Origin of the sequence: Murinocardiopsis flavida, from assembly GCF_003014485.1 — a bacterium.
Taxonomy (GTDB): domain Bacteria; phylum Actinomycetota; class Actinomycetes; order Streptosporangiales; family Streptosporangiaceae; genus Murinocardiopsis; species Murinocardiopsis flavida.
The window spans coordinates 188538-207414 of record NZ_PYGA01000011.1 but is presented as its reverse complement, the minus strand read 5'-3'; the positions used below and the strand labels follow the sequence as shown (position 1 = coordinate 207414).

The following is an 18877-nucleotide window of genomic DNA, read 5'->3' as shown; positions in this document are numbered from 1 at the left end:
TTTGCGTCACGTTCCGGTGATGTCGGGCCTGTCCGGGATAGACAGACTGATGTGTGGTTCGTCGGGTCAGGGTCAGCAGGCACAGGGCGCGCGCCGCAGTCCAGCAGGGACGAGGCGCGGCTCCGCCGTGTCGAGGAAGAGGCCGGGGCGCGCGAGTGCTCGATGGAGGTCTTCGGACGCGAGCACGCCGCGGTCGACCGCAAGGTGCGCGAGATCGAGGCCGAGCTCGAAGAGCTGCGCCGCCGCAGGGTCGAGGCATACGCGGAGTGGTGGAACGCCCGCGAGGACCGCGATCGCTCCCTGCACATAGCGCGCAGGCTGCGCCGCCGCCTGGAACGGGCCCGCCGCCGCGGCGCCGACGTGCACCTGGCGCCGGAGCGCCCGGCCGACGTCCCGTTCGACAGACCTATCGACCGCCCCGTCGACCGCACTGTCGACCGTCCCGTCGACGGCTACGGCTGACACCCGCGGCATCGCGGGGCAGGGTCAGGACGCGACGTCGTCCATCGCCGTGTCGAGCGACCGGCGGATCTCGGTCGCCGCGTGGTACAGCGCCTGGACGGTCACGTTCAGCGCCGGGCGGCGCACCCGGGTGGAGCGCGCGACGGCGTAGACGTCGCGCGCCGGAGCGGTGCCCGGGAGCCGGCGGAACACCAGGTCCCCGTTTGCGGACGCCAACGCCAGCGACGGCACGGCCGCGATGCCGATGCCCCGCTCGACCAGGCTGAGGATGGTGCCGAGCCCCTCGAACTCCCACGCCGCCGTGGGGGCGCCCCCGGCGTCGGCGAGCAGCCGGTCGGTGGCGGACCGCGAGGGTTCGCCGTGCGGCGCGGTGATCCACGACTCGTGGCGCAGCCGCTCCAGCACGACGGGGCGCTCGGTGTCCGCGAGCGGGTGCGAGCCCGGTACGGCGAGCACCATGGGGTCGTGCAGCAGGTGGTAGTGCCGGAGCTTGCCCGCTCCGCTGTCGGGGCGCAGGCCCGACCAGTCGTCGATCAGGGCGATGTCGACCTCGCCGCCCGCGACCAGCCGGGTGCCGCCGCCTTCGCCCGTCTGGCGCAGCACGAGCTGCATGCCGTCGTGCTCGCGCATGCGCTGCGCGAGCAAGGGGGCCAGCGCGACGGCCGCCGTGGGGAACGCGCTCACGGTGACCTTGCCCATGGCGATGCCGCCCTGCGCGGCGATCACCGACTCGGCCGCCTCGACCATGGCGAGGATCTGCTCGGCCTGCTCGGCGAGCAGCCGCCCCGCGTCGGTCAGCTCCGCGCTGCGTGCGGTGCGGTCGACCAGCGAGGTGCCGACCTCGCGTTCCAGAGTGGACAGCTGCTGGGACACGGCGGACGGCGTGTAGCCGAGCGCGGCCGCCGCACCGGCGATGGTCCCGTGCCGGGTGAACTCCTGGAGGACGTGCAGCCTGCGCAAATCGAGCATAAGGACAGCTTACGCTCACCATCGAAAAGAATCGCTTGTATTGATGGGTCGGACTGGGCAGTGTAGGTAACAGGTTGGTCACCCGAGACTTGACCAGCCGGTATTCGCGTCATCGGACGATCCGGAGTTGATCTCCCCATGCCAGTAACCGTGTCCGCCACTCTCGCTGTGAACGAGGCACTGGAGCGGAGGCGGCACCAGGGGCTCTCCGTGCTGCCCCTGGGATTCGGCGAAGCCGGCCTGCCCGTCCTCCCCGGCCTGCGCCGAGCGCTCGCAGCAGGAGCCGACCAGAACACCTACGGCCCTGTGGCGGGCACGCCCCTGCTGCGTGCCGCCGCCGCCGGGTACTGGGGGCGCCGCGGACTCGACACCGACCCCGCGCTCGTCGTCGCCGGGCCCGGCAGCAAGCCGCTGCTCTACGCGCTGCTGCTCGCCATCGGCGGCGACGTCGCCATCGCCGCCCCGAGCTGGGTCAGCTACGCCGCCCAACTCCACCTCACCGGCCACCGCCCGTTGCGCGTGCCGACGGCGCCGGGCCAAGGCGGCGTCCCGCGGCCGGACCTGCTCGCCGCCGCCGTCACCGAGGCCCGCGCCCAGGGCCGCGACGTCCGCGCGGTCGTCGCCACCACCCCCGACAACCCCACCGGCACGGTGGCGTCCGCCGCCACCATGCGGCGCCTCGCCGAGGTCGCCCGCGAACTCGACCTGCTGATCATCTCCGACGAGATCTACCGCGACCTCGTCCACGACACCGCCACCGAGGTGCCCGCCCTCGCCGAGTACGCACCGGAGCGCACCGTCGTCTCCAGCGGGCTCAGCAAGAACCTCGCACTGGGCGGTTGGCGCATCGGGGTCGTCCGGCTGCCCGACAGCCCCGCAGGGCACCGGCTGCGTTCCGACCTGCTCGGCGTCGCGAGCGAACTGTGGTCCAGCCCGGCCGGGCCCGTGCAGATGGCGGCCGCCTACGCCTTCGACGAACCGCCCGAGATCGCCGAGCACATCGCACGCAGCCGGCGCCTGCACGGCAGGATCGCGCGCGCGGCCGCCGACCGCTTCGCGGCGGCCGGCGCCCGGCTCGCCGCCCCGCAGGCCGCGTTCTACCTCTACCCCGACTTCGAGGACCACCGCGAGCACCTCGCCGCCGAGCACGGGGTCCGCACCGGGCCGCAACTCGCCGGGATGCTCCTCCGCGGGCACGGCATGGGCGTCCTCGCGGCCTCGGAGTTCGGCGAGGGCGAGGACGCGCTGCGCATGCGGGTCGCCACCAGCCTCCTCTACGGCGACACCGAGGAGCGGCGCAACGCGGCGCTCGACGCACCCGACCCCGCCGCCCTGCCGTGGATCCGCGCCCACCTCGACCGGCTGGCGCAGGTCCTGGACGAGGTGACCGGCGGGCGGTGCACCGACACCGCCGCCGTCCCCATCGGCGCGCCGGCCGGCTGAACCGCGCAGGCGCCACGGGGCCGGGACCGCACAGCGGTCCCGGCCCCGTGGCGTCCCCGGCCGGTCCCGGGGCGCGGCGGCGCGGAACGGACGACTTCGGGCGGGCGCGCGCTAAGGTCGCTGTCGACTCATATGGGCGCGACCGCGCCCTGCGTCAACGCGGAGGGACCACGATGACCCTGTACGAATGGGCCCAGCAGGTCGACACGGAGCTGGGGCTCCCCGACGGCCCCGGCACCACGAAGGCCGACGTGGACCTCATCCTCGACCTCGCGAAGGACGCCGCCCACTCGGTGGCGCGCCCGGCCGCCCCGCTCACCACCTACCTGCTGGGCATCGCCGTCGGCAAGGGGGCCGACCCCGTCGAGGCCGCCGCTGCGATCAGCCGCCTCGCGCTGGCCCAGGGGGACGCGGAGTCCACCACATGACCGGCTGCCGCGCACCGAACCCATAAGAAACCGGCGCGACGGGCAAACGTGACGCCGCTGTGACGCGGTGATGTGACGCTTGCTGAGCGTGCCATCAGCCCCGCCTCTGGCGCGCACGATCGTTTCCGGAGCGGCGCACAGCGCGATCGGTCGCCGGAGAATCCCTCTTATTTTGGAGCCATAGGGAGCTCGTTGAAATGACAGCGTCCATCCAAGCGGTACTGGATTCCATCGTCGCATTCGTGTGGGGCCCGTTCTTCCTGATCCCGCTCCTGCTGATCGTCGGCGTCTATCTCACGATCCGGCTGCGCGGACTCCAGTTCCGCGTCCTGCGGCACGCCCTGTGGCTCGCCCTCGTGCGCCGCACCGAGACCGACAAGAGCGGAGCCAAGGCCGAAGGCGACATCTCGCATTACCAGGCGCTGAGCACCGCGCTGGCGGCGACGGTCGGCGTCGGCAACATCGCCGGTGCCGCGCTCGCCATCGGCGTCGGCGGCCCCGGCGCGCTGTTCTGGATGTGGGTGACCGGTGTCCTGGGCATGGCCACCAAGTACACCGAGGCACTTCTCGGCGTGAAGTACCGCCGCGCCGACAAGAAGGGCGAGATGAGCGGCGGCCCGATGTTCTACCTGCGCCACGGGTTCGCCGAGAAGTTCGGCGCGACCAGCGCTATGGGCAGGGTCGGCCTGGTCCTCGGATTCCTGTTCGCGCTGTTCGGCGCGCTGGCGTCGTTCGGCATCGGCAACATGACCCAGGCGAACGCGGTGGCGGGTCAGCTTGACAGCACCTTCGGCGTGCCGACCTGGGCGTCCGGCGTGGCCATGGTCGTCCTGGTCGCGGCGGTCATCCTCGGCGGCATCAAGAGCATCGGCCGCTTCGCGGCGGGCGTCGTGCCGTTCATGATCATCCTCTACGTGGTCGCCTCGCTGCTGGTGCTCGCCGTGCACGTCGTCGACATCCCGGCCGCTCTCATGCTGATCTTCACCGACGCGTTCACCGGGACCGCCGCTGTCGGTGGGTTCGCCGGGTCCGCGTTCATCATCGCGATGCAGCAGGGCATGGCGCGCGGCATGTTCTCCAACGAGTCGGGCCTCGGCACCGGCGGTATCGCCGCTGCCGCCGCCAAGACCGTTCAGCCGGTCCGGCAGGCCATGGTCTCCATGACCCAGACCTTCATCGACACCATCATCGTCGTCACCATGACCGGCCTGGTCATCATCGTCACCGGCGCCTGGCACACCGAGGCCGACTCCGGCGACGGCGCCCTGATGACCAACTGGGCCATGAGTGAGGCGTTTGGCGGCATCGCGCCGGGCCTCGCGCCCATCGGCGGGTACATCGTCGCGATCAGCCTGATGTTCTTCGCGTTCACCACCCTCGTCGGCTGGTCCTACTACGGCGAGCGCTGCCTGGACTTCCTCCTCGGCCGCGCCGCCGTGCTCCCCTTCCGGATCGTCTTCGTGCTCGTCGTCTACGTGGGCGCCACGACAGAGCTCAACGTCGTCTGGGCGTTCAGCGACGCCGCGAACGGCCTGATGGCGGTGCCCAACCTCATCGGCCTGCTGGTGCTGTCGGGGGTCGCCATCGCGGAGACCAGGAAGTACTTCGCGGAGCCCAACTGGAAGATGCCCGACCTGGTCGACACCAAGAAGGACTGACCCCAGGGCCGAGAAGGCCGCATCCCACCCGCCGATGGCGCCGCGACCACGTCGCGGCGCCATCGGCCGTCCACGCCCCGTGGGCGGGCGGCCCCGCCCGCACGCGCCGGGCGCACGTCCGCGCAGCGGGAGCGGGTACCACCAGGCGTGGAAAGCAGGTCACCACCAGGCGTGGAAGTGGTGGACCGGGCCCTTGCCCTCGCCCACGTGGAGGGAATCGGCGTGGCGGAGGGCCTCGGTGAGGTAGGACTTGGCGTCGCGAACGGCTTCGGGCCAGCCGGGACGCCGGGGGCGCAGCGCGGCGATCGCGGACGACAGGGTGCAGCCCGTCCCGTGGGTGTTCTTGGTGTCCACCCGCGGCGCCCGCAGGACCTCGGGTTCGGCGCCCGGCGCGAGCAGCAGGTCGGTGGCCTCGCGGGTCGGCAGATGGCCGCCCTTCATCAGCACCCGGCCGGCGCCCAGTTCCAGCAGCGCGGCGCCCTGGGCGCGCATGGCGTCCAGGTCGGCGGCCTCCTCGGTGCCGAGCAGGTCGGCGGCCTCGGGCAGGTTGGGGGTGACGAGGTCCGCGCGCGGCAGGAGTTCGGTGCGCAGCGCCTCGACCGCGTCGGCGGCGAGCAGTCGGTCGCCGCTCTTCGCGACCATCACCGGGTCGAGGACGACGTTCGCCAGGCGGTGGGCGTCCACCGCCCGCGCCACGGCCTCGATGACCTCCGTGGTGGCGAGCATGCCGATCTTCACCGCGTCGACCCGGACGTCGTCCAGCAGGGTGTCGAGTTGGGCGGTCACGAACTCCGCGGGGACCTCGTGGACCTCGCTGACACCGGTGGTGGTCTGCGCGACGAGCGCCGTGATGACGGTCGTCCCGAAGCCGCCGAGGGCGGAGAACGCCTTAAGGTCCGCCTGGATCCCGGCGCCGCCACTGGGGTCGGTGCCCGCGATGGACAGGATGATCGGGGGAGTGCGGTCACGTGAGCCGGAAGCCACGAGGCGTCCCTTCGCTAGTACGAACTAGTGCAGGTTCACGGGTCTCATCTCAGCCGGTACGAACCCGGCACCCCGCGCCTTGTCCCCCTCACGCTAACAAACCACCCCCGCCGCGCCCGCACCGCTGCCATGGACCCCTTGACGGCGGCGGACTCCCAACAGACGATCAGCATAGGAGCTAATACGAGCAAACAGGAGCAATGATGCGTATCAGGTTCCTTGGCAAGGAAAGCAAGATCGGTGACTCGCCCACCCTCTACGCCACTGACCGCGACACCTACCTCGTCCAGGGCTACCGGGTGGTGGACCCCGCCCACCTCGACGGCGTCGAAGTGGCCCAGGGGCAGACGTGTGTGCGGATCTATGACCGGCTGCTCGACCATCTCGTCGCCGACGGGATCGAGGGCGCGCTGCGCGGCCGCGAGGCGCCCATCGTGGCCGGTGTCGATGTGGAGTCCTGCATCATCCGCGGGGCGGTCGTTACGGACGCGGCGGTGCGTGCGGAGCTGCGGCTTCCGGAACATGAGGACGTCGTAGAGGTGCCCGCCCGCGACCTCGCGGCGCTGATGAGGGCCGTGGAGTGGAGCTGATCAGCGGGCACGAGCGCAACGCGCTTCTCGGCGGTATCCAGAGGGATGCGTTCCACCTGGAGTTGCGCGATACCTACCACGTTGACCAGGAAGAAGACCCCTACACGGCGTGGTTGCGCGGTGAGCCCGACGACCAGGCATGGATGGCGCCGTGGCTGGCCATGATCCGGCGGCTTTCCCGTTCCGGGCGCGCTGTGCGCCGGGTTCGCGTGGTCACCGAGCCGGTTTCGGACTACATCAGGTTCGAGTACGAGGGCACTCCGGACAACCTCGCGGCGGGCGAGGACATCCGGTGGCTGCCTCGGCACGACGTCCCAGAGGCGCTGGCGATGCCCGTCGGCGGCCGGGACTGGTGGCTACTGGACGACGCAACCCTCGCCGTCGGGCACTTCGACGTCGACGGCCGGGTCCTCGGCTCCGAGATCGTCACCGACGCCGCCACCGTTGCCGAGTGTGTACGGGTCCGCGAATTGCTGTGGTCCGTCGCCATTCCGCACGACGCCTACACCCCCCGGTAAAGTCGTCGGATGTCGAGTCAGGCCCAGCAAGCGCGGGAAGCCCTCGGTGCCCGTCTGCGCGAACTCCGCCGCGACGCGGGACTCACGGGGCGGGCCCTGTCGTCGGCCGTCGGATGGCAGCTCTCCAAGGTCAGCAAGATCGAGCACGGGAAGCAGACACCCACCGAGGCCGACATCAGGGTGTGGTGCCAACACTGCGGCGCCGACGCAGACGTGGCCGACCTCGTGGCCACCGTGCGCGCGGTCGAAGCGATGTGGATGGAGTGGCGGCGCATTCTGCACTCGGGGACCCGACGCCGCCAGCGCACCTCGATCGGCCTGTACGAAAAGGCGCGCCAGATCAGGGTGTACGAGCCGTCGGTGATCTGGGGGACTCTCCAGACACCGGAGTACGCGGCAGCGGTGCTGCGGACGGGTGTGGATTTTCATCAGATCCCCGACGATGTCGAGGCGGGCGTCGCAGCCCGTATGGAGCGGCAGCAGACGCTCTATCGGGGCGACCGCCGCTTCAGCGCGCTCCTTGGTGAGCAGGCGCTCTACACGCGGGTCGGCGGCACCGAGGTCATGGCGGCCCAGCTCGATCGGCTGCTCGTTGCCATGGCCGTGCCGAGGTTGAGCCTCGGGATCATCCCCCTCGCCGGCCCCGCCGAGCACGGCGTACTGCCCGGAGAAGGGTTCGTCATGTTCGACGACCAGGTCGTGATGGTGGAAACGGTGTCGGCGGAACTCACCATCACGCAGCCGCGCGAAATCGCCCTGTACTCGAAGGCGTTCATGTTGCTTCAGAAGTCCGCGGTGTACGGGCGCGACGCCCGGACGCTCATCGCAAGGGCGCGCTCAACACTGTATTGAAGCAAACATAAGCAAAGTTCTCGCGGCAGCGAGGCCGTCACTCGTAGCGTCGTCTCACATCCCCACTGGCGCTGTGAGGTGACGCTATGGCGATACACCCCGGTCAGGTACCGCGCTCTACGGGTACCGAGACGCCGTCGCTGGAGGCGTTGCGGGAGATCTACGGTGAGGCGTACCGGATCCGGCGCACCCGCTGCTTGTGGATCGCGACCCGGCGCGATGACCACCCGGCCCTCCCGTCGACGATCATCGAAGAGGACTTCGAGGAGTTCGTCCGCCGACTCAACCATCGGCCGCCGCGTGCGGGACGCCCACTCCCCGCCGCCTCGCTCGGACTCGATGGTGCGGAGCCATGAGCCGTGAGACCGGCCGCCCGGACACGGCAGCCGCGATCCAGGACATGCGCCGGTATTGGGCCGGAGTATGGGTCATCTCCGACGACGGGTGCACCGCCATGCGGGTCCTGCCCTCGGGCGAAGAGGTGACGAGGACCGCGCCGACCCCCGAAGCGCTCGACACAGCGCTGTACATCGGCCACGGCGACTGATCGCAGCAGGGACGTCCGCAGCGGCCTCGAAGCGAGTCCATGCGGAGAGGAAGAAGGGGAAGAAACGGTCGCTCACGACGAACGCGCCCCGGCACCTCGGGAAGAGGAGACGGGGCGCGGTGCGTGGTTTCAGCCCCCGCTCGGGGAGCCGTGTCCGTCGCCGGTCGGGGCGACCCCGCCGCTCGGGGAGCCACCTTCGTCACCGGTCGGGGCAAAGCCCGCCCCGCCCGGGGAGCCCTCGGTGTCCCCGGTCGCCTGGTAGCCGTCGGCGATCGCCGCCGCGTCGCCCTGCCACTCGGTGCCGGACACCGTTCCCGCCAGTGGGCCGTCCCAGATTTCTCGATTGGGCGATTCCGATTGGCCTGCCGACGCCGCCCCGACGCCGGCTGCGGCGGCAGCTGCGGCGATGGCCGTGACCACGATGGTCCTCTTGATGGCCTTCATGCGTCCTCCGTGTCCCGGGCCCCGGTCGAGTCCCGTCATCTGGTGCGACGTGTGCTCGTCGTGTGATGGTTGCGCGGTGACCGGCAGCGGCCACTCTGCACACGCGCCGCAGGGGGCCGCCCTCTTTCCGCTGTGCAGCCGTGGCGCGACGGACGCACCCCGCTACCGCGCGAAGAGGTGACGACGGCCGCGCTGATCCCCGAAGCGCCGGCCGGCGCTTCGGGGATCAGCGCGGGACGCCCCTCCGTCCCTGGCGCCCCCGCTCCGGCGTCTGCGCTACCGCTGTGAGGCGCGGTGGCGGCCATGGGTGGGGGGTGGTGGCGTGCTCCGGATCTTGATGCGGTGCTCGACCGCGATGATCGCCACGACGGCGGCGGCGCCCAGCAGCGCGAGCCCGATGGCGGGGGCGGCCGCCGCGCCGGGCGCCAGCAGCCCCCGGTCGTCGTCCTGCCAGGGCCAGAGCGCGCGCAGCGAGCCGAGCATGAGCCCCGTCATCACGACCATGGTGGGGTGGTGGTGCCGTTCCAGCAGCCATTGCAGCAGCTTGACGAAGAACGCGAGCCCCAGGACGGCCCCGGCGGCGAAGGTCGCGATGTAGCCGAGGTCGCGGTCGTTGAGCGCCGCCATCGTCGTCGTGTACAGGCCGAACGTGAGCAGGATGAACGAGCCCGACAGGCCGGGCATGACCAGCGCGCACACGGCGACGGCCGCCGCGCCCATGACGACGGGCGGGGTGGGCTGCACGTCCGTCGGCGGCACGCCGCTCAGCAGGAACGCCACGACGGCAACGGCGAGCGCGACCACGTAGTGCCCGGCCCGCCACCGCCGCCCCGAGCTCGAATAGGGCACCCACAGCGACGCGAGGACCAGCCCGAAGAAGAACGCGTAGCTGTGCACCGGGTTCGCCTCCACCACCGGTGCGACCAGCCGGGCGGCCACCAGCACCGCGGCGACCATCCCCGCGAGCACCGCCGCGACGACGCCCCAGTCGGCCCGGCGGAACTCGGCCGCCGCGCGCCCGAAGCCGCGCCCGCGCACCAGGTCCGCCGCCGCGTTCTTGATCCCCGTGACGACGTGCCCGGCCGAGGTGACGAGGTCTTCGTAGACCCCGGTGATCAGGGCGACGGTGCCGCCGCTGATACCGGGGACCACTTCGGCCGTTCCGATCAGCATCCCGCGCACGGTGTTCAGGGTGTGGGTGCCGGTCGTCGAGGTCATAAAGCCCGTTCTGGTCGGGGGATGGCACACCGGTGCGGTGTCCGGTGCGGGAGGGGCGCGCGTCCACAGGGTAGGAGCCGCAGGGCACCGGATATGACCGGATCCGGGCAGCTCAGCGTGTTCTCAGCCGATTCCCGGCGGATGCTCAGGAAACGCGGGCCGCAACGCCGCCGCGGCGCGGCCGGGCCGCGGGGCGGCGAACCGGGGGCGCCCGGGCGAGAACGGGGCCGGGCGCCGGATCCCGTTCCGCGGTGCTGTCCGGTTCGAGGGCACCGAACCCGCGCCGGTCCCGGTGGGCGAGGCGGTCAGGCGGTCGGGAGGTGGTGCAGCATGATCGGCCCAGGGTCCGGAACCGGCCCCGAGGCGTCGTGGATGCCGCTGTCCGGCCTGCTGCCCGAGCCGTTGCCCGGCGCGCCGTCCTCGGGGAACAGCTCCTTCGCGAGGTACTCGACCAGCAGCGGCGCGAGGACCAGGGTGATGATCCCCAGGATGAGCGAGATGATGATGGCCTTCCAGCCGCGCCCGCTGATGTGGTAGCCGTCGTCGACCGGCCGGTGCCCCATGGCCATGTTCGCGCCCGGCGGGAGGGGCACCCGCGCGCCGCCGTGCGCGGGCGTGGGTCCGGTGGGCGACTGGTGCCCGCGGTGCGCCTGCGGGCCCTGCGCCCCCTGCGGACCCTGGGGCCGCGACATGCGCATGTCGGAGACGTCGAGCTGGGTGGGCGTGGGGTCGGGCCCGGTGGTGTTGGCGATGACCTTGGCGAGCGCGGAGTCGAGCGCCGCCCCGGTCAGGCGCTCCTCGACGTCGTGCTGGAGCATGCCGTAGAGGACGGGGCGCAGCGGCCCGGCGAGCACGGTGGCGTCGGGGAAGTCGGTGAGGGGGGCGTTCAGCAGCTCCACGAGGTTCTTGCGGTCGTAGGCCGGCCTGCCCTCCACCGCGAAGTACAAGGTGGCGCCGAGCGACCAGACGTCGGACGCCTGGGTCATCTCGCCCGTGGCGAGCCGCTCGGGCGCGACGAACCCGGGGGAGCCGGGGAGCTTCCCCGTGAGCGTGAGCCGGTCCTCGGCGTCGGACACCGCGATGCCGAAGTCGCTGAGCACCGGCCGGCCGTCGGGCAGCACGAGCACGTTCGCGGGTTTGACGTCGCGGTGCAGGACGCCGTGCTCGTGCGCGGTGCCCAGCGCCGAGAGGAGCTGGCGGCCGATTTCGGCCACCTGGCGCGGCGGCATGGGGCCGTTGTCGGCGATGACCTTGTCGAGGCGCTGCCCCCGCACCAGCTCCATGACGATCCACGGTCGTCCGCCCTCTTCGACGACGTCGTGGATGGTGACGATGGAGGGGTGGCTCAGCCCGGCGCAGATGCGGGCCTCGCGCAGGGTGCGTGCCATGAGTTCGGCGCGGACGTCGGGCTCGAGGTCAGGGGAGACCTTGACCTCCTTGACCGCGACGGTGCGGTGCAGGGTGAGGTCCTCCGCCTGCCACACCGTGCCCATGCCGCCTTGGCCGATCGGCTCCTGCAATCGGTAACGGTCGTTGGCGAGGGTACGGGGCGCCATGGTTACAGACGATAGCGGTCGTCCGGCTCTGCCCGCATCGCCCGCTTCGCGGAGACCGCGTCGCGGGCCGCGGCGGCCGCCCACCGGTAGTCCTGCTTGCCCGCTGCGGTACGGCGGATGCGGTCGACGCGGTGGATGGTGCGGGGCACCTTGAAACCCGCCAGCCTGGCCCGGCAGAACGCGCGGATCTGCTCGTCGGAGGCCGCCGCGCCGTCCGCGCAGGAGACGAGGGCCGTGACCTGCTGGCCGAGCCGCTCGTCCGGGCCGGCGACGACGATCGAGTCGGTGACCTCGGGGTGGGACTTGAGGATCCGCTCGACCTCCTCCGGGTACACCTTCTCGCCGCCGGTGTTGATGACGGACGCGCCGCGGCCCAGGAGCAGCACGGAGCCGTCGGGGCCGACCGTTCCGAGGTCGCCCGACATCACCCAGCGGCGCCCGTCGGGCCCGGTGGGGAACGTCAGCGCGGTCTTCACCGGATCGTTGTAGTAGCCGAGCGGGATCCGGCCGCTGCGCGCGATGCGTCCGATGTCGGCCGCGCCGGGCGGCAGCGGGCGCAGCGCGCCGTCGAGGACCGCCACGCTCGCGCCGACGGTGAACCGCCGGGTGTCGGTCCCCTCGCTGTCGGCGGAGGTCCCGCACACGCCGGTCTCCGACCCGCCGTAGCTGTCGGCGATGACGATGCCGGGCCGCCACGAGCGCCACAGGTCGCGCACCGCCGGGGTGAGCGGGGTCCCCCCGGAGCGCACCACCGCGAGCGGGGCGCACCGGTCGGGGGAGGGCCCGAGCCGTTCCGCGAGCGGGCGGGCCATCGCGTCGCCCACGAGTTGCACCGCGTGCACCCCCTCCCTGTCGGCGAGGTCGGCGACGCGGCCGGGGTCGAATGTGCGGTCGGTGTTGAGCACGACCGTCTTGCCGTTGAACAGCAGGCTCAGCGCGTTCCACTGCCCGGCGGCGTGCATGAGCGGCCCGAGGACCAGCATGCGGTGCGCCTCGCAAGAGAGCGCGCGCTCACCGGCCCACGCCGCGGAGCGGGCGCGCGGCTCACCGGGCCTGCGGCGTTCCAGCGCCGCGTGGAAGATGTCCTCCTGCCGCCACATGACCCCCTTGGGGTCCCCGGTGGTGCCGCCGGTGTAGATCAGGTACAGGTCGTCGCCGCCGGTGGCGGGCAGCCCGTCCGGGTCGGGGTCGTGCGCCGCGAGCGCCGCCTCGTAGTCCGCGCCGGGCAGGGGCGCGCCCCCGGACGCCCCGGCGCCGTCGTCCGTGCCGCCACCCACACCGCCCCCGCCGCCAGTGGCGGGCAGCCCGCCCAGGCCACCGTCCGCCCCGCCACCCGCGCCGCCGTCCGCGTCCTCGATCAGCAGCACATGGCGCAGCCGGGGCAGCTCGGCGCGCACCGCGGCGACTCCGCGGCTCAGCGAGCGCTCGGCGATGAGCGCCACGGCGTCGGCGTCGGCGAGGACCTGGCGCAGCTCCGCCGGGACGTACCGGTAGTTGACGTTCACCGGGACGGCGCCGGCGCGCCACACCCCGAACGCCGACTCCAGCCACTCGGCGCGGTTGTACGCCAGGATCGCGACGTGCTCGCCGGGGCGGATCCCGGCGGCGCGCAGGTGGCGGGCCAGGCGGGTCGCCCGCTCGTCGAGCCCGGCGTAGTCGGTCCGCCGCGGCCCGGCGACAACGGCGGGGCGGTCGGGCACCGCGGCCGCCACCGACGCCAGTAGCCGCGGCAGGGACAGGCCGCTGCCGCCGCGCGCGCCGTGGGCGGCGGCCCCTGGTGTGCGCCGCCCATGGGGCGGCCCGTGCGTTGTGCGAGTCATCGACGCTCCTGACACCGCCGTACCCGTGGCCGGCTGTGCCGACCGATCCTGGCGCTATGGGCCGCGTCACGTACCGGCGGGGGTGCCCCTGCGGAGGACGCCCGGAGGCCGCGCGGAACCCCTGCCGTCGCGGGCCTCCCGCGGCACCGGCCGCCGCCGGGCCGCCCGCCCCGCGGGCGGGGGCGCGGCGCGTGTGGCGGAAGTCTCGGGACACCCCGGCGGCGCGCCCTGTTGTGCGGGGGACGCACTCGATGTTGCGTTGGTCACCCCTTGCGCGCGCATCGGGGTCTCTGTTCCACTTCTGGGGTCCTGCGCGACCAGCGCATTGTGCGTTATTCGCGCGGGTATCACAAAGATCGAACAACGATCAACGGTGATCGGAGGACAACTGGATGAGCGAGATCCGCAGTCTGGGCCAGCACACGGTGAACAGCGGTGACCCCGCCGAAACCGAGAACGCGGCGACGACGACCACGCAGCACATCGGACTCGCCGAGACGCACTCGGCGCACAACTACAACCCGCTGCCCGTCGTCATCGCCGAAGGCGACGGCGCATGGGTGACCGACGTCGAAGGGCGGCGCTACCTCGACTGCCTCGCCGGATACTCGGCGATGAACTTCGGCCACCACCACCCCGACCTGCTCGCGGCGGCGCACCGGCAGGTCGACAGGGTCACACTGACCAGCAGGGCCTTCTACACCGACCAGTTCGCCCCGTTCGTCACCGCCCTCTCCGGGCTCGTCGGCAAGCAGCAGGTGCTCCCGATGAACACCGGGGCCGAGGCCGTGGAGACCGGCATCAAGGTCGCCCGGCGCTGGGGATACGAGGTCAAAGGCATCCCCGCCGACCGCGCCACCATCATCGTCGCCGGGGGCAACTTCCACGGCCGCACCACCACCATCGTCTCCTTCTCCGAGGACCCCGACGCCTACGGCGGCTTCGGGCCCTACACGCCCGGTTTCCGCGTCGTGCCCTACGGCGACGCCGACGCCATCGCGCAGGCCGTCGACGCCACCACAGCGGCGGTGCTGATCGAACCCGTGCAGGGCGAGGCGGGGGTCATCGTGCCGCCCCCCGACTACCTGCCGCGGATCCGCGAGATCTGCGACCGCAACCAGGTCCTGTTCATCGCGGACGAGGTCCAGTCGGGCCTCGGCCGCACCGGCACCGTCCGCGCCTGCGAGCATACCGGCGTGGTCCCCGACGCCTACCTGTTCGGCAAGGCCCTCGGCGGCGGCATCCTGCCGGTCTCGGCCGTCGTCGCCGACGCCGACGTCCTCGGCGTCATCCGCCCCGGCCAGCACGGCAGCACCTTCGGCGGCAACCCGTTCGCCTGTGCCATGGGGTCCACCGTCGTGCGGATGCTCAGTGAGGGCCCCTACCTGGCGGACGCCCGCAGGCTCGGCGAGGTCCTCGCCCGCCGGATCCGCGGGTTCGTCGGCAACGGCGTGGTCGCCGCGCGCAGCATCGGGCTGTGGGCCGGTATCGACGTCGACGACTCGCTCGCCACCGGCAGGGAGATGTGCGAACTGCTGGCCGAGCGCGGGGTCCTGGTGAAGGACACCCACGGGTCCACGATCCGGCTCTCGCCGCCGCTGGTCATCGACGAGGACGACCTCAACTGGGGGCTCGACCAGGTCGAGGCGGTCCTCACCGACCTGCGCGCGGCAGCGGGCTGACCACCCCGGCGCGGGCGGCGGCCGCACGGCCGCCGCCCGCGCCGGTTCAGTCGAGTTCGGCGGCGAGCGTGTCGGGGTCGGCGTTCTCGTAGGTCGCCCGGGTCGCGTACAGCGCACGCCCCGGGCCCTCGTCGATGCGGGCGCGGACCCGCGCGCCCACGGCCTGCTGCCCGGACGCGGTGGGGTGGAAGCTGCTGCGGTCGATCGTGGCGCCGGTGGTGATGTCGCGCAGTTCGACTCCGCGGATCCACGGCTCCTCGGCGCCCACCTCGTGTCCCTTGGTCGTGGAGTACACGTCCACGAACTCCACGCTGCCGGCCTCGCGGTCCTCGCGGATGCCGGAGTCGACGGTCTTCACCGCGTCGGCGATCTGCTTGTTGAACCGCTCGGTCGTGGTGTTGATCCACTCCTGGTCGGCGGTCGTGAGCGTGTAGTACATGCCGTCGGGCTCCTCGGGGAACAGCCGGGGGTAGCCCAGGACGAGGACGCGGGAGTCGGGGGCGCGGTCGCGGACCTCGGTGATGACGTCCTCGAACGTCGACTCGAAGTGCCGCATGCGCTTGTCGATGTCCTTCTCCTGCCCGACGCACGCGCGGCTCTCCAGCAGCGGGACGCGCAGCAGGCACGTCTTGAACACCGTGGTGAACCCGAGGTCGTTGCCGCCGATCCCCAGCGTGACCAGCGAGGTGTGCGGGGAGACCTGCGAGAGCTGGGAGTCGCCCGACTCCAGCGACTCGATCAGCTTGTTGCCGCGCTGGCCGCTGCACGCGAGGAAGGACAGCTCCCCGGCGAAGTCGTAGCTGCCCGCGACACCCTCGGGGTAGGCGTTCGCAGACCGCCAGCAGCCCTTCTTGCCCGTGGTGCCCTCGTGGTACTCGCCCGCGCCGTCGCCCGAGGAGTAGGAGTCGCCGAGAGCGAAGTAGTTGCCCCAGGTGGCGGCCTCTTCGGGGGAGAGCTTGACGTACTTGCCCTTGGCGCCGGGGCGTTCCTGCGGCCAGCCCGGCGCCTCGGCGCAGCCCTGCCCGGTGAGGTCGCACCACGCCTGCTGGACGCCGCCGCGGGTGTAGGGCACGGCCAGCACGATGACGCAGGCGAGGACGGTGACGCAGGCGACGATGCCGAGCACGAGGGTCCGCCTCGGGACCGCCGGTGTGCGCACTGGCCAGCTCCGCCCTTCCACTCCATGGCGCGCGTGCAGGGGGGAAGCCCGCAACGGATCGCCCATGACCGCCGCATGTACCGGAGCCCAGGCTACCCGCAGCCGCGGCGCGCGCACGGGAGTCCGCGCCCGCCCCGCGCCCCGCGGCGGCGCCGGCCCGGAGCCGGGACCGCCCGCGGTGGCCCCGGTCCCGCCGGCGTCCGCACCGCCCGCCGAGCCCTCGCCGTCCCGCCGCCCGCTCGCCTCCCGCCCCTGCCGCCCGCCCGCGCTTCTCACCCCCGCATCCCAACGGTGCTGCTCAACGATGCGGCGCAGCGCGGGGGCGCGGCGGCGGGCCGGAGCGCCGTGAGGTTAGATTGGCCGGAACCAGAGGCGGTCGGCGGGCCGGCCCCGTCCCCGTTGACCGGGGCGGCGCCGCGCGCGGCCGTTCGCCGTGTCGGTCGAGAAAGGCGCGAGGTCGTGACGCAACGCACGCAGCCACCGGTCCTGTGGGAACCAGGACCGGAGCGGCGCGAACGGGCCAACATCACCGCGTTCACCCGGTGGGCGCGCGCGAACCGGGGGGTCGAGGCCGAGGACTACCACGCGCTGTGGCAGTGGTCGACCACCGACCTCGACGGGTTCTGGTCGGGGATCTGGGAGTACTTCGACGTCCGCCCCGACCGCCCCTACGACCGGGTGCTTGCGGAGCCGGCCATGCCGGGGGCGCAGTGGTTCCCCGGCGCCGAGCTCAACTACGCCCGGCACATCTTCCGCGACCGCGACGACGACGCCGTCGCCATCCGGCACGCCTCGGAGCTCCGCGTGCTAGGCGAGTGGACGTGGGGCGAGCTGAAGCGCCGCACCGCCGCCATCGCCGGGGGCCTGCGCCGCCTCGGGGTCGGCCCGGGCGACCGGGTGGCGGCCTACCTGCCCAACATCCCCGAGGCCGTCGCCGCGTTCTACGCGTGCGCGTCGATCGGGGCGGTGTGGTCGTCGTGCTCGCCCGACTTCGGGGTGCGCAGCGTCATCGACCGGTTCGCGCAGATCGAACCGAAGGTGCTGCTGGCCGTCGACGGCTACCGCTACGGCGGCAAGGACTTCGACCGCCGCGACGTGCTCGCCGCGCTGCGCGACGGACTGCCCAGCGTCGAGCACACCGTGGTACTCGACTACCTCCGCGACGCACCGGTCGAAGGCGCGCTGAACTGGGCCGACCTGGAACGGGCCGGTGAAGGCGACCCGCTGCGGTTCGAGCCGCTCGACACCGACCACCCGCTGTGGGTGCTCTACTCCTCCGGCACCACGGGCCTGCCCAAGGCCATCGTGCACGGGCACGGCGGGACCCTGCTGGAGCAGCTCAAGCACCTCAACCTGCACCTCGACGCCCAGCAGGACGACCGGGTCTTCTGGTTCACCACCACCGGCTGGATGATGTGGAACTTCCTGGTCAGCGTGCTGCTGACCCGGGCGTCCATCGTCCTCTACGACGGCAGCCCCGCGCACCCCGGTCTCGGCGCGCTGTGGGACCTCGCCGAGCGCGCGAAGGTCACCGTGTTCGGCACCAGCGCGGGGTTCCTCACCTCCTGCATGAAGGCGGAGGTGCACCCCACCGAGGGGCGCGACCTGTCGGCGCTGCACGCCATCGGCTCCACGGGCTCCCCGCTGAGCCCCGAAGGCTTCGACTGGTGCTACGCGGAGTTCGGCTCCGACCTGTGGCTGTTCTCGACCAGCGGGGGCACCGACGTGTGCAGCGTCCTCGTCGGCGGGGTGCCCACCCTGCCGGTGTACGAGGGGGAGATCCAGGCGCCGGCGCTCGGCATGGCGGTGCAGGCGTGGGACCCCGACGGCAGCCCGCTCATCGGGGAGGTCGGGGAGTTGGTCGTCACCCGGCCGGCGCCGTCCATGCCGCTGTTCTTCTGGGGCGACGCCACGGGGGAGCGCCTGCGGGACAGCTACTTCGCGATGTACCCCGGGGTGTGGCGGCACGGCGACTGGATCGAGATCACCGAGCGCGGGACCGCCGTCATCTACGGGCGCTCCGACTCCACGATCAACCGCGGCGGGGTGCGCATGGGCACCAGCGAGATCTACCGCGCGGTGTACGGCCTGGCCGAGGTCGAGGACGCGCTGGTGGTCGACGTCCCGCAGCGCGACGGCGGTTCGCGCATCGAGCTGTTCGTGGTGATCGGCCCCGGTGTCAGCCTCGACGACGACCTCACCCGGCGGCTGGCCCGCGCCATCCGCGAGGACTGCTCGCCGCGGCACGTCCCCGACGCCGTCCGCGCCATCCCCGCGGTGCCGCGGACGATGTCGGGCAAGGTCCTGGAGGTGCCGGTCAAGCGCATCCTGATGGGCGAGGCGCCGGAGAAGGTCGCCAGCCGCGACTCGCTCGCCAACCCGGAGGCCCTCGACTACTTCAGCGGACTGGCCGGCGGGGACCGCGGCTGAGGGTGCGGCCGCCCGGCACCGCCGGATCCGGGCGGCCCCGCGCCCGGCGGGCCCTGACCGTGACCTGGTCCCGGCCCTGGCCCGGTCCCTGGCTCCGGCGCGTCCGTCCGGGTGCGG

At 72.6% G+C, this 18877-nt stretch carries 18 protein-coding genes and 1 riboswitch; of the genes, 11 read left to right on the top strand and 7 right to left on the bottom strand.

The features are described from left to right. Positions 1–51 precede the first annotated feature (51 nt). Positions 52–462, top strand: coding sequence for a hypothetical protein (locus CLV63_RS16770; RefSeq protein ID WP_245928866.1), 411 nt, complete (start codon positions 52–54; stop codon positions 460–462). Positions 463–486: 24 nt separating this feature from the next. On the opposite strand, the gene CLV63_RS16765 is transcribed toward CLV63_RS16770, so the two are convergent. Then, positions 487–1431 (bottom strand): LysR family transcriptional regulator, encoded by a 945-nt coding sequence (locus CLV63_RS16765; protein WP_106583959.1) that lies wholly within the window; start codon positions 1429–1431, stop codon positions 487–489. Positions 1432–1569: 138 nt separating this feature from the next. On the opposite strand from CLV63_RS16765, the gene CLV63_RS16760 reads away from it, so the two are divergent. From CLV63_RS16760 to CLV63_RS16750, 3 genes are all read left to right on the top strand, one after another. Continuing rightward, positions 1570–2874, top strand: a complete 1305-nt coding sequence (locus tag CLV63_RS16760) for a pyridoxal phosphate-dependent aminotransferase (RefSeq protein ID WP_106583958.1) — start codon at positions 1570–1572, stop codon at positions 2872–2874. A gap of 173 nt (positions 2875–3047) precedes the next feature. Further along, positions 3048–3302, top strand: coding sequence for a DUF6457 domain-containing protein (locus CLV63_RS16755; protein ID WP_106583957.1), 255 nt, complete (start codon positions 3048–3050; stop codon positions 3300–3302). A 197-nt stretch (positions 3303–3499) separates the two neighbouring features. Then, positions 3500–4960, top strand: a complete 1461-nt coding sequence (locus CLV63_RS16750; protein WP_106583956.1) for an alanine/glycine:cation symporter family protein — start codon at positions 3500–3502, stop codon at positions 4958–4960. Between the two features lie 159 nt (positions 4961–5119). Here the strand turns inward: CLV63_RS16750 and thiD are convergent, their stop codons facing one another. Further along, complete coding sequence (gene thiD, locus CLV63_RS16745; RefSeq protein ID WP_245928865.1) at positions 5120–5944, bottom strand: bifunctional hydroxymethylpyrimidine kinase/phosphomethylpyrimidine kinase; 825 nt, start codon at positions 5942–5944, stop codon at positions 5120–5122. Continuing rightward, a riboswitch (TPP riboswitch) is annotated at positions 5934–6029 on the bottom strand. It overlaps the preceding gene by 11 nt. A gap of 115 nt (positions 6030–6144) precedes the next feature. Between thiD and CLV63_RS16740 the strand changes: the two genes are divergently transcribed. The 5 genes from CLV63_RS16740 (at position 6145) to CLV63_RS16720 (ending at position 8451) form a co-directional block, all read left to right on the top strand. Continuing rightward, positions 6145–6534, top strand: coding sequence for a hypothetical protein (locus tag CLV63_RS16740; RefSeq protein ID WP_106583955.1), 390 nt, complete (start codon positions 6145–6147; stop codon positions 6532–6534). Then, positions 6525–7052 carry a DUF6879 family protein gene (locus CLV63_RS16735; protein ID WP_106583954.1) on the top strand — a complete coding sequence of 176 codons (528 nt, stop codon included), beginning with the start codon at positions 6525–6527 and terminating at the stop codon, positions 7050–7052. The genes CLV63_RS16740 and CLV63_RS16735 overlap by 10 nt, the downstream gene beginning before the upstream one ends. A gap of 9 nt (positions 7053–7061) precedes the next feature. After that, a complete protein-coding gene (locus CLV63_RS16730) occupies positions 7062–7904 on the top strand; it encodes a helix-turn-helix domain-containing protein (RefSeq protein WP_106583953.1) in 843 nt (280 codons plus the stop codon). Positions 7905–7990: 86 nt separating this feature from the next. After that, positions 7991–8260: a hypothetical protein gene (locus CLV63_RS16725; RefSeq protein ID WP_245928864.1), complete on the top strand. Its 270-nt coding sequence runs from the start codon at positions 7991–7993 to the stop codon at positions 8258–8260. Next, positions 8257–8451 (top strand): hypothetical protein, encoded by a 195-nt coding sequence (locus CLV63_RS16720; protein WP_106583952.1) that lies wholly within the window; start codon positions 8257–8259, stop codon positions 8449–8451. The genes CLV63_RS16725 and CLV63_RS16720 overlap by 4 nt, the downstream gene beginning before the upstream one ends. A gap of 129 nt (positions 8452–8580) precedes the next feature. Here CLV63_RS16720 and CLV63_RS16715 read toward each other — a convergent pair whose 3' ends face one another. The 4 genes from CLV63_RS16715 to CLV63_RS16700 form a co-directional block, all read right to left on the bottom strand. After that, positions 8581–8895 (bottom strand): hypothetical protein, encoded by a 315-nt coding sequence (locus CLV63_RS16715; protein ID WP_106583951.1) that lies wholly within the window; start codon positions 8893–8895, stop codon positions 8581–8583. Between the two features lie 276 nt (positions 8896–9171). Next, positions 9172–10113: a DUF368 domain-containing protein gene (locus CLV63_RS16710; RefSeq protein WP_106583950.1), complete on the bottom strand. Its 942-nt coding sequence runs from the start codon at positions 10111–10113 to the stop codon at positions 9172–9174. Positions 10114–10418: 305 nt separating this feature from the next. Continuing rightward, positions 10419–11669 (bottom strand): serine/threonine-protein kinase, encoded by a 1251-nt coding sequence (locus CLV63_RS16705; protein WP_106583949.1) that lies wholly within the window; start codon positions 11667–11669, stop codon positions 10419–10421. Between the two features lie 2 nt (positions 11670–11671). Then, complete coding sequence (locus tag CLV63_RS16700; RefSeq protein ID WP_106583948.1) at positions 11672–13489, bottom strand: AMP-binding protein; 1818 nt, start codon at positions 13487–13489, stop codon at positions 11672–11674. Positions 13490–13881: 392 nt separating this feature from the next. Here CLV63_RS16700 and rocD point away from each other — a divergent pair, with 392 nt between their 5' ends. Next, positions 13882–15171 carry an ornithine--oxo-acid transaminase gene (gene rocD, locus CLV63_RS16695; protein ID WP_106583947.1) on the top strand — a complete coding sequence of 430 codons (1290 nt, stop codon included), beginning with the start codon at positions 13882–13884 and terminating at the stop codon, positions 15169–15171. Positions 15172–15217: 46 nt separating this feature from the next. Here rocD and CLV63_RS16690 read toward each other — a convergent pair whose 3' ends face one another. Continuing rightward, complete coding sequence (locus tag CLV63_RS16690) at positions 15218–16330, bottom strand: SGNH/GDSL hydrolase family protein (protein ID WP_245928863.1); 1113 nt, start codon at positions 16328–16330, stop codon at positions 15218–15220. Positions 16331–16789: 459 nt separating this feature from the next. Here CLV63_RS16690 and CLV63_RS16685 point away from each other — a divergent pair, with 459 nt between their 5' ends. After that, positions 16790–18760 carry an acetoacetate--CoA ligase gene (locus CLV63_RS16685; RefSeq protein ID WP_106583945.1) on the top strand — a complete coding sequence of 657 codons (1971 nt, stop codon included), beginning with the start codon at positions 16790–16792 and terminating at the stop codon, positions 18758–18760. The last annotated feature ends 117 nt before the right edge of the window (positions 18761–18877 follow it).

What these genes read in the sequence shown, in the direction of transcription:
- CLV63_RS16720 (WP_106583952.1), top strand. Translation starts at nt 8,257, where the DNA reads ATGAGCCGTGAGACCGGCCGCCCGGACACGGCAGCCGCGATCCAGGAC.
- CLV63_RS16725 (WP_245928864.1), top strand. Translation starts at nt 7,991, where the DNA reads ATGGCGATACACCCCGGTCAGGTACCGCGCTCTACGGGTACCGAGACG.
- CLV63_RS16740 (WP_106583955.1), top strand. Translation starts at nt 6,145, where the DNA reads ATGATGCGTATCAGGTTCCTTGGCAAGGAAAGCAAGATCGGTGACTCG.
- CLV63_RS16705 (WP_106583949.1), bottom strand. Translation starts at nt 11,669, where the DNA reads ATGGCGCCCCGTACCCTCGCCAACGACCGTTACCGATTGCAGGAGCCG.
- CLV63_RS16760 (WP_106583958.1), top strand. Translation starts at nt 1,570, where the DNA reads ATGCCAGTAACCGTGTCCGCCACTCTCGCTGTGAACGAGGCACTGGAG.
- CLV63_RS16730 (WP_106583953.1), top strand. Translation starts at nt 7,062, where the DNA reads ATGTCGAGTCAGGCCCAGCAAGCGCGGGAAGCCCTCGGTGCCCGTCTG.
- CLV63_RS16755 (WP_106583957.1), top strand. Translation starts at nt 3,048, where the DNA reads ATGACCCTGTACGAATGGGCCCAGCAGGTCGACACGGAGCTGGGGCTC.
- CLV63_RS16710 (WP_106583950.1), bottom strand. Translation starts at nt 10,113, where the DNA reads ATGACCTCGACGACCGGCACCCACACCCTGAACACCGTGCGCGGGATG.
- CLV63_RS16700 (WP_106583948.1), bottom strand. Translation starts at nt 13,489, where the DNA reads ATGACTCGCACAACGCACGGGCCGCCCCATGGGCGGCGCACACCAGGG.
- CLV63_RS16750 (WP_106583956.1), top strand. Translation starts at nt 3,500, where the DNA reads ATGACAGCGTCCATCCAAGCGGTACTGGATTCCATCGTCGCATTCGTG.
- CLV63_RS16765 (WP_106583959.1), bottom strand. Translation starts at nt 1,431, where the DNA reads ATGCTCGATTTGCGCAGGCTGCACGTCCTCCAGGAGTTCACCCGGCAC.
- CLV63_RS16715 (WP_106583951.1), bottom strand. Translation starts at nt 8,895, where the DNA reads ATGAAGGCCATCAAGAGGACCATCGTGGTCACGGCCATCGCCGCAGCT.
- rocD (WP_106583947.1), top strand. Translation starts at nt 13,882, where the DNA reads ATGAGCGAGATCCGCAGTCTGGGCCAGCACACGGTGAACAGCGGTGAC.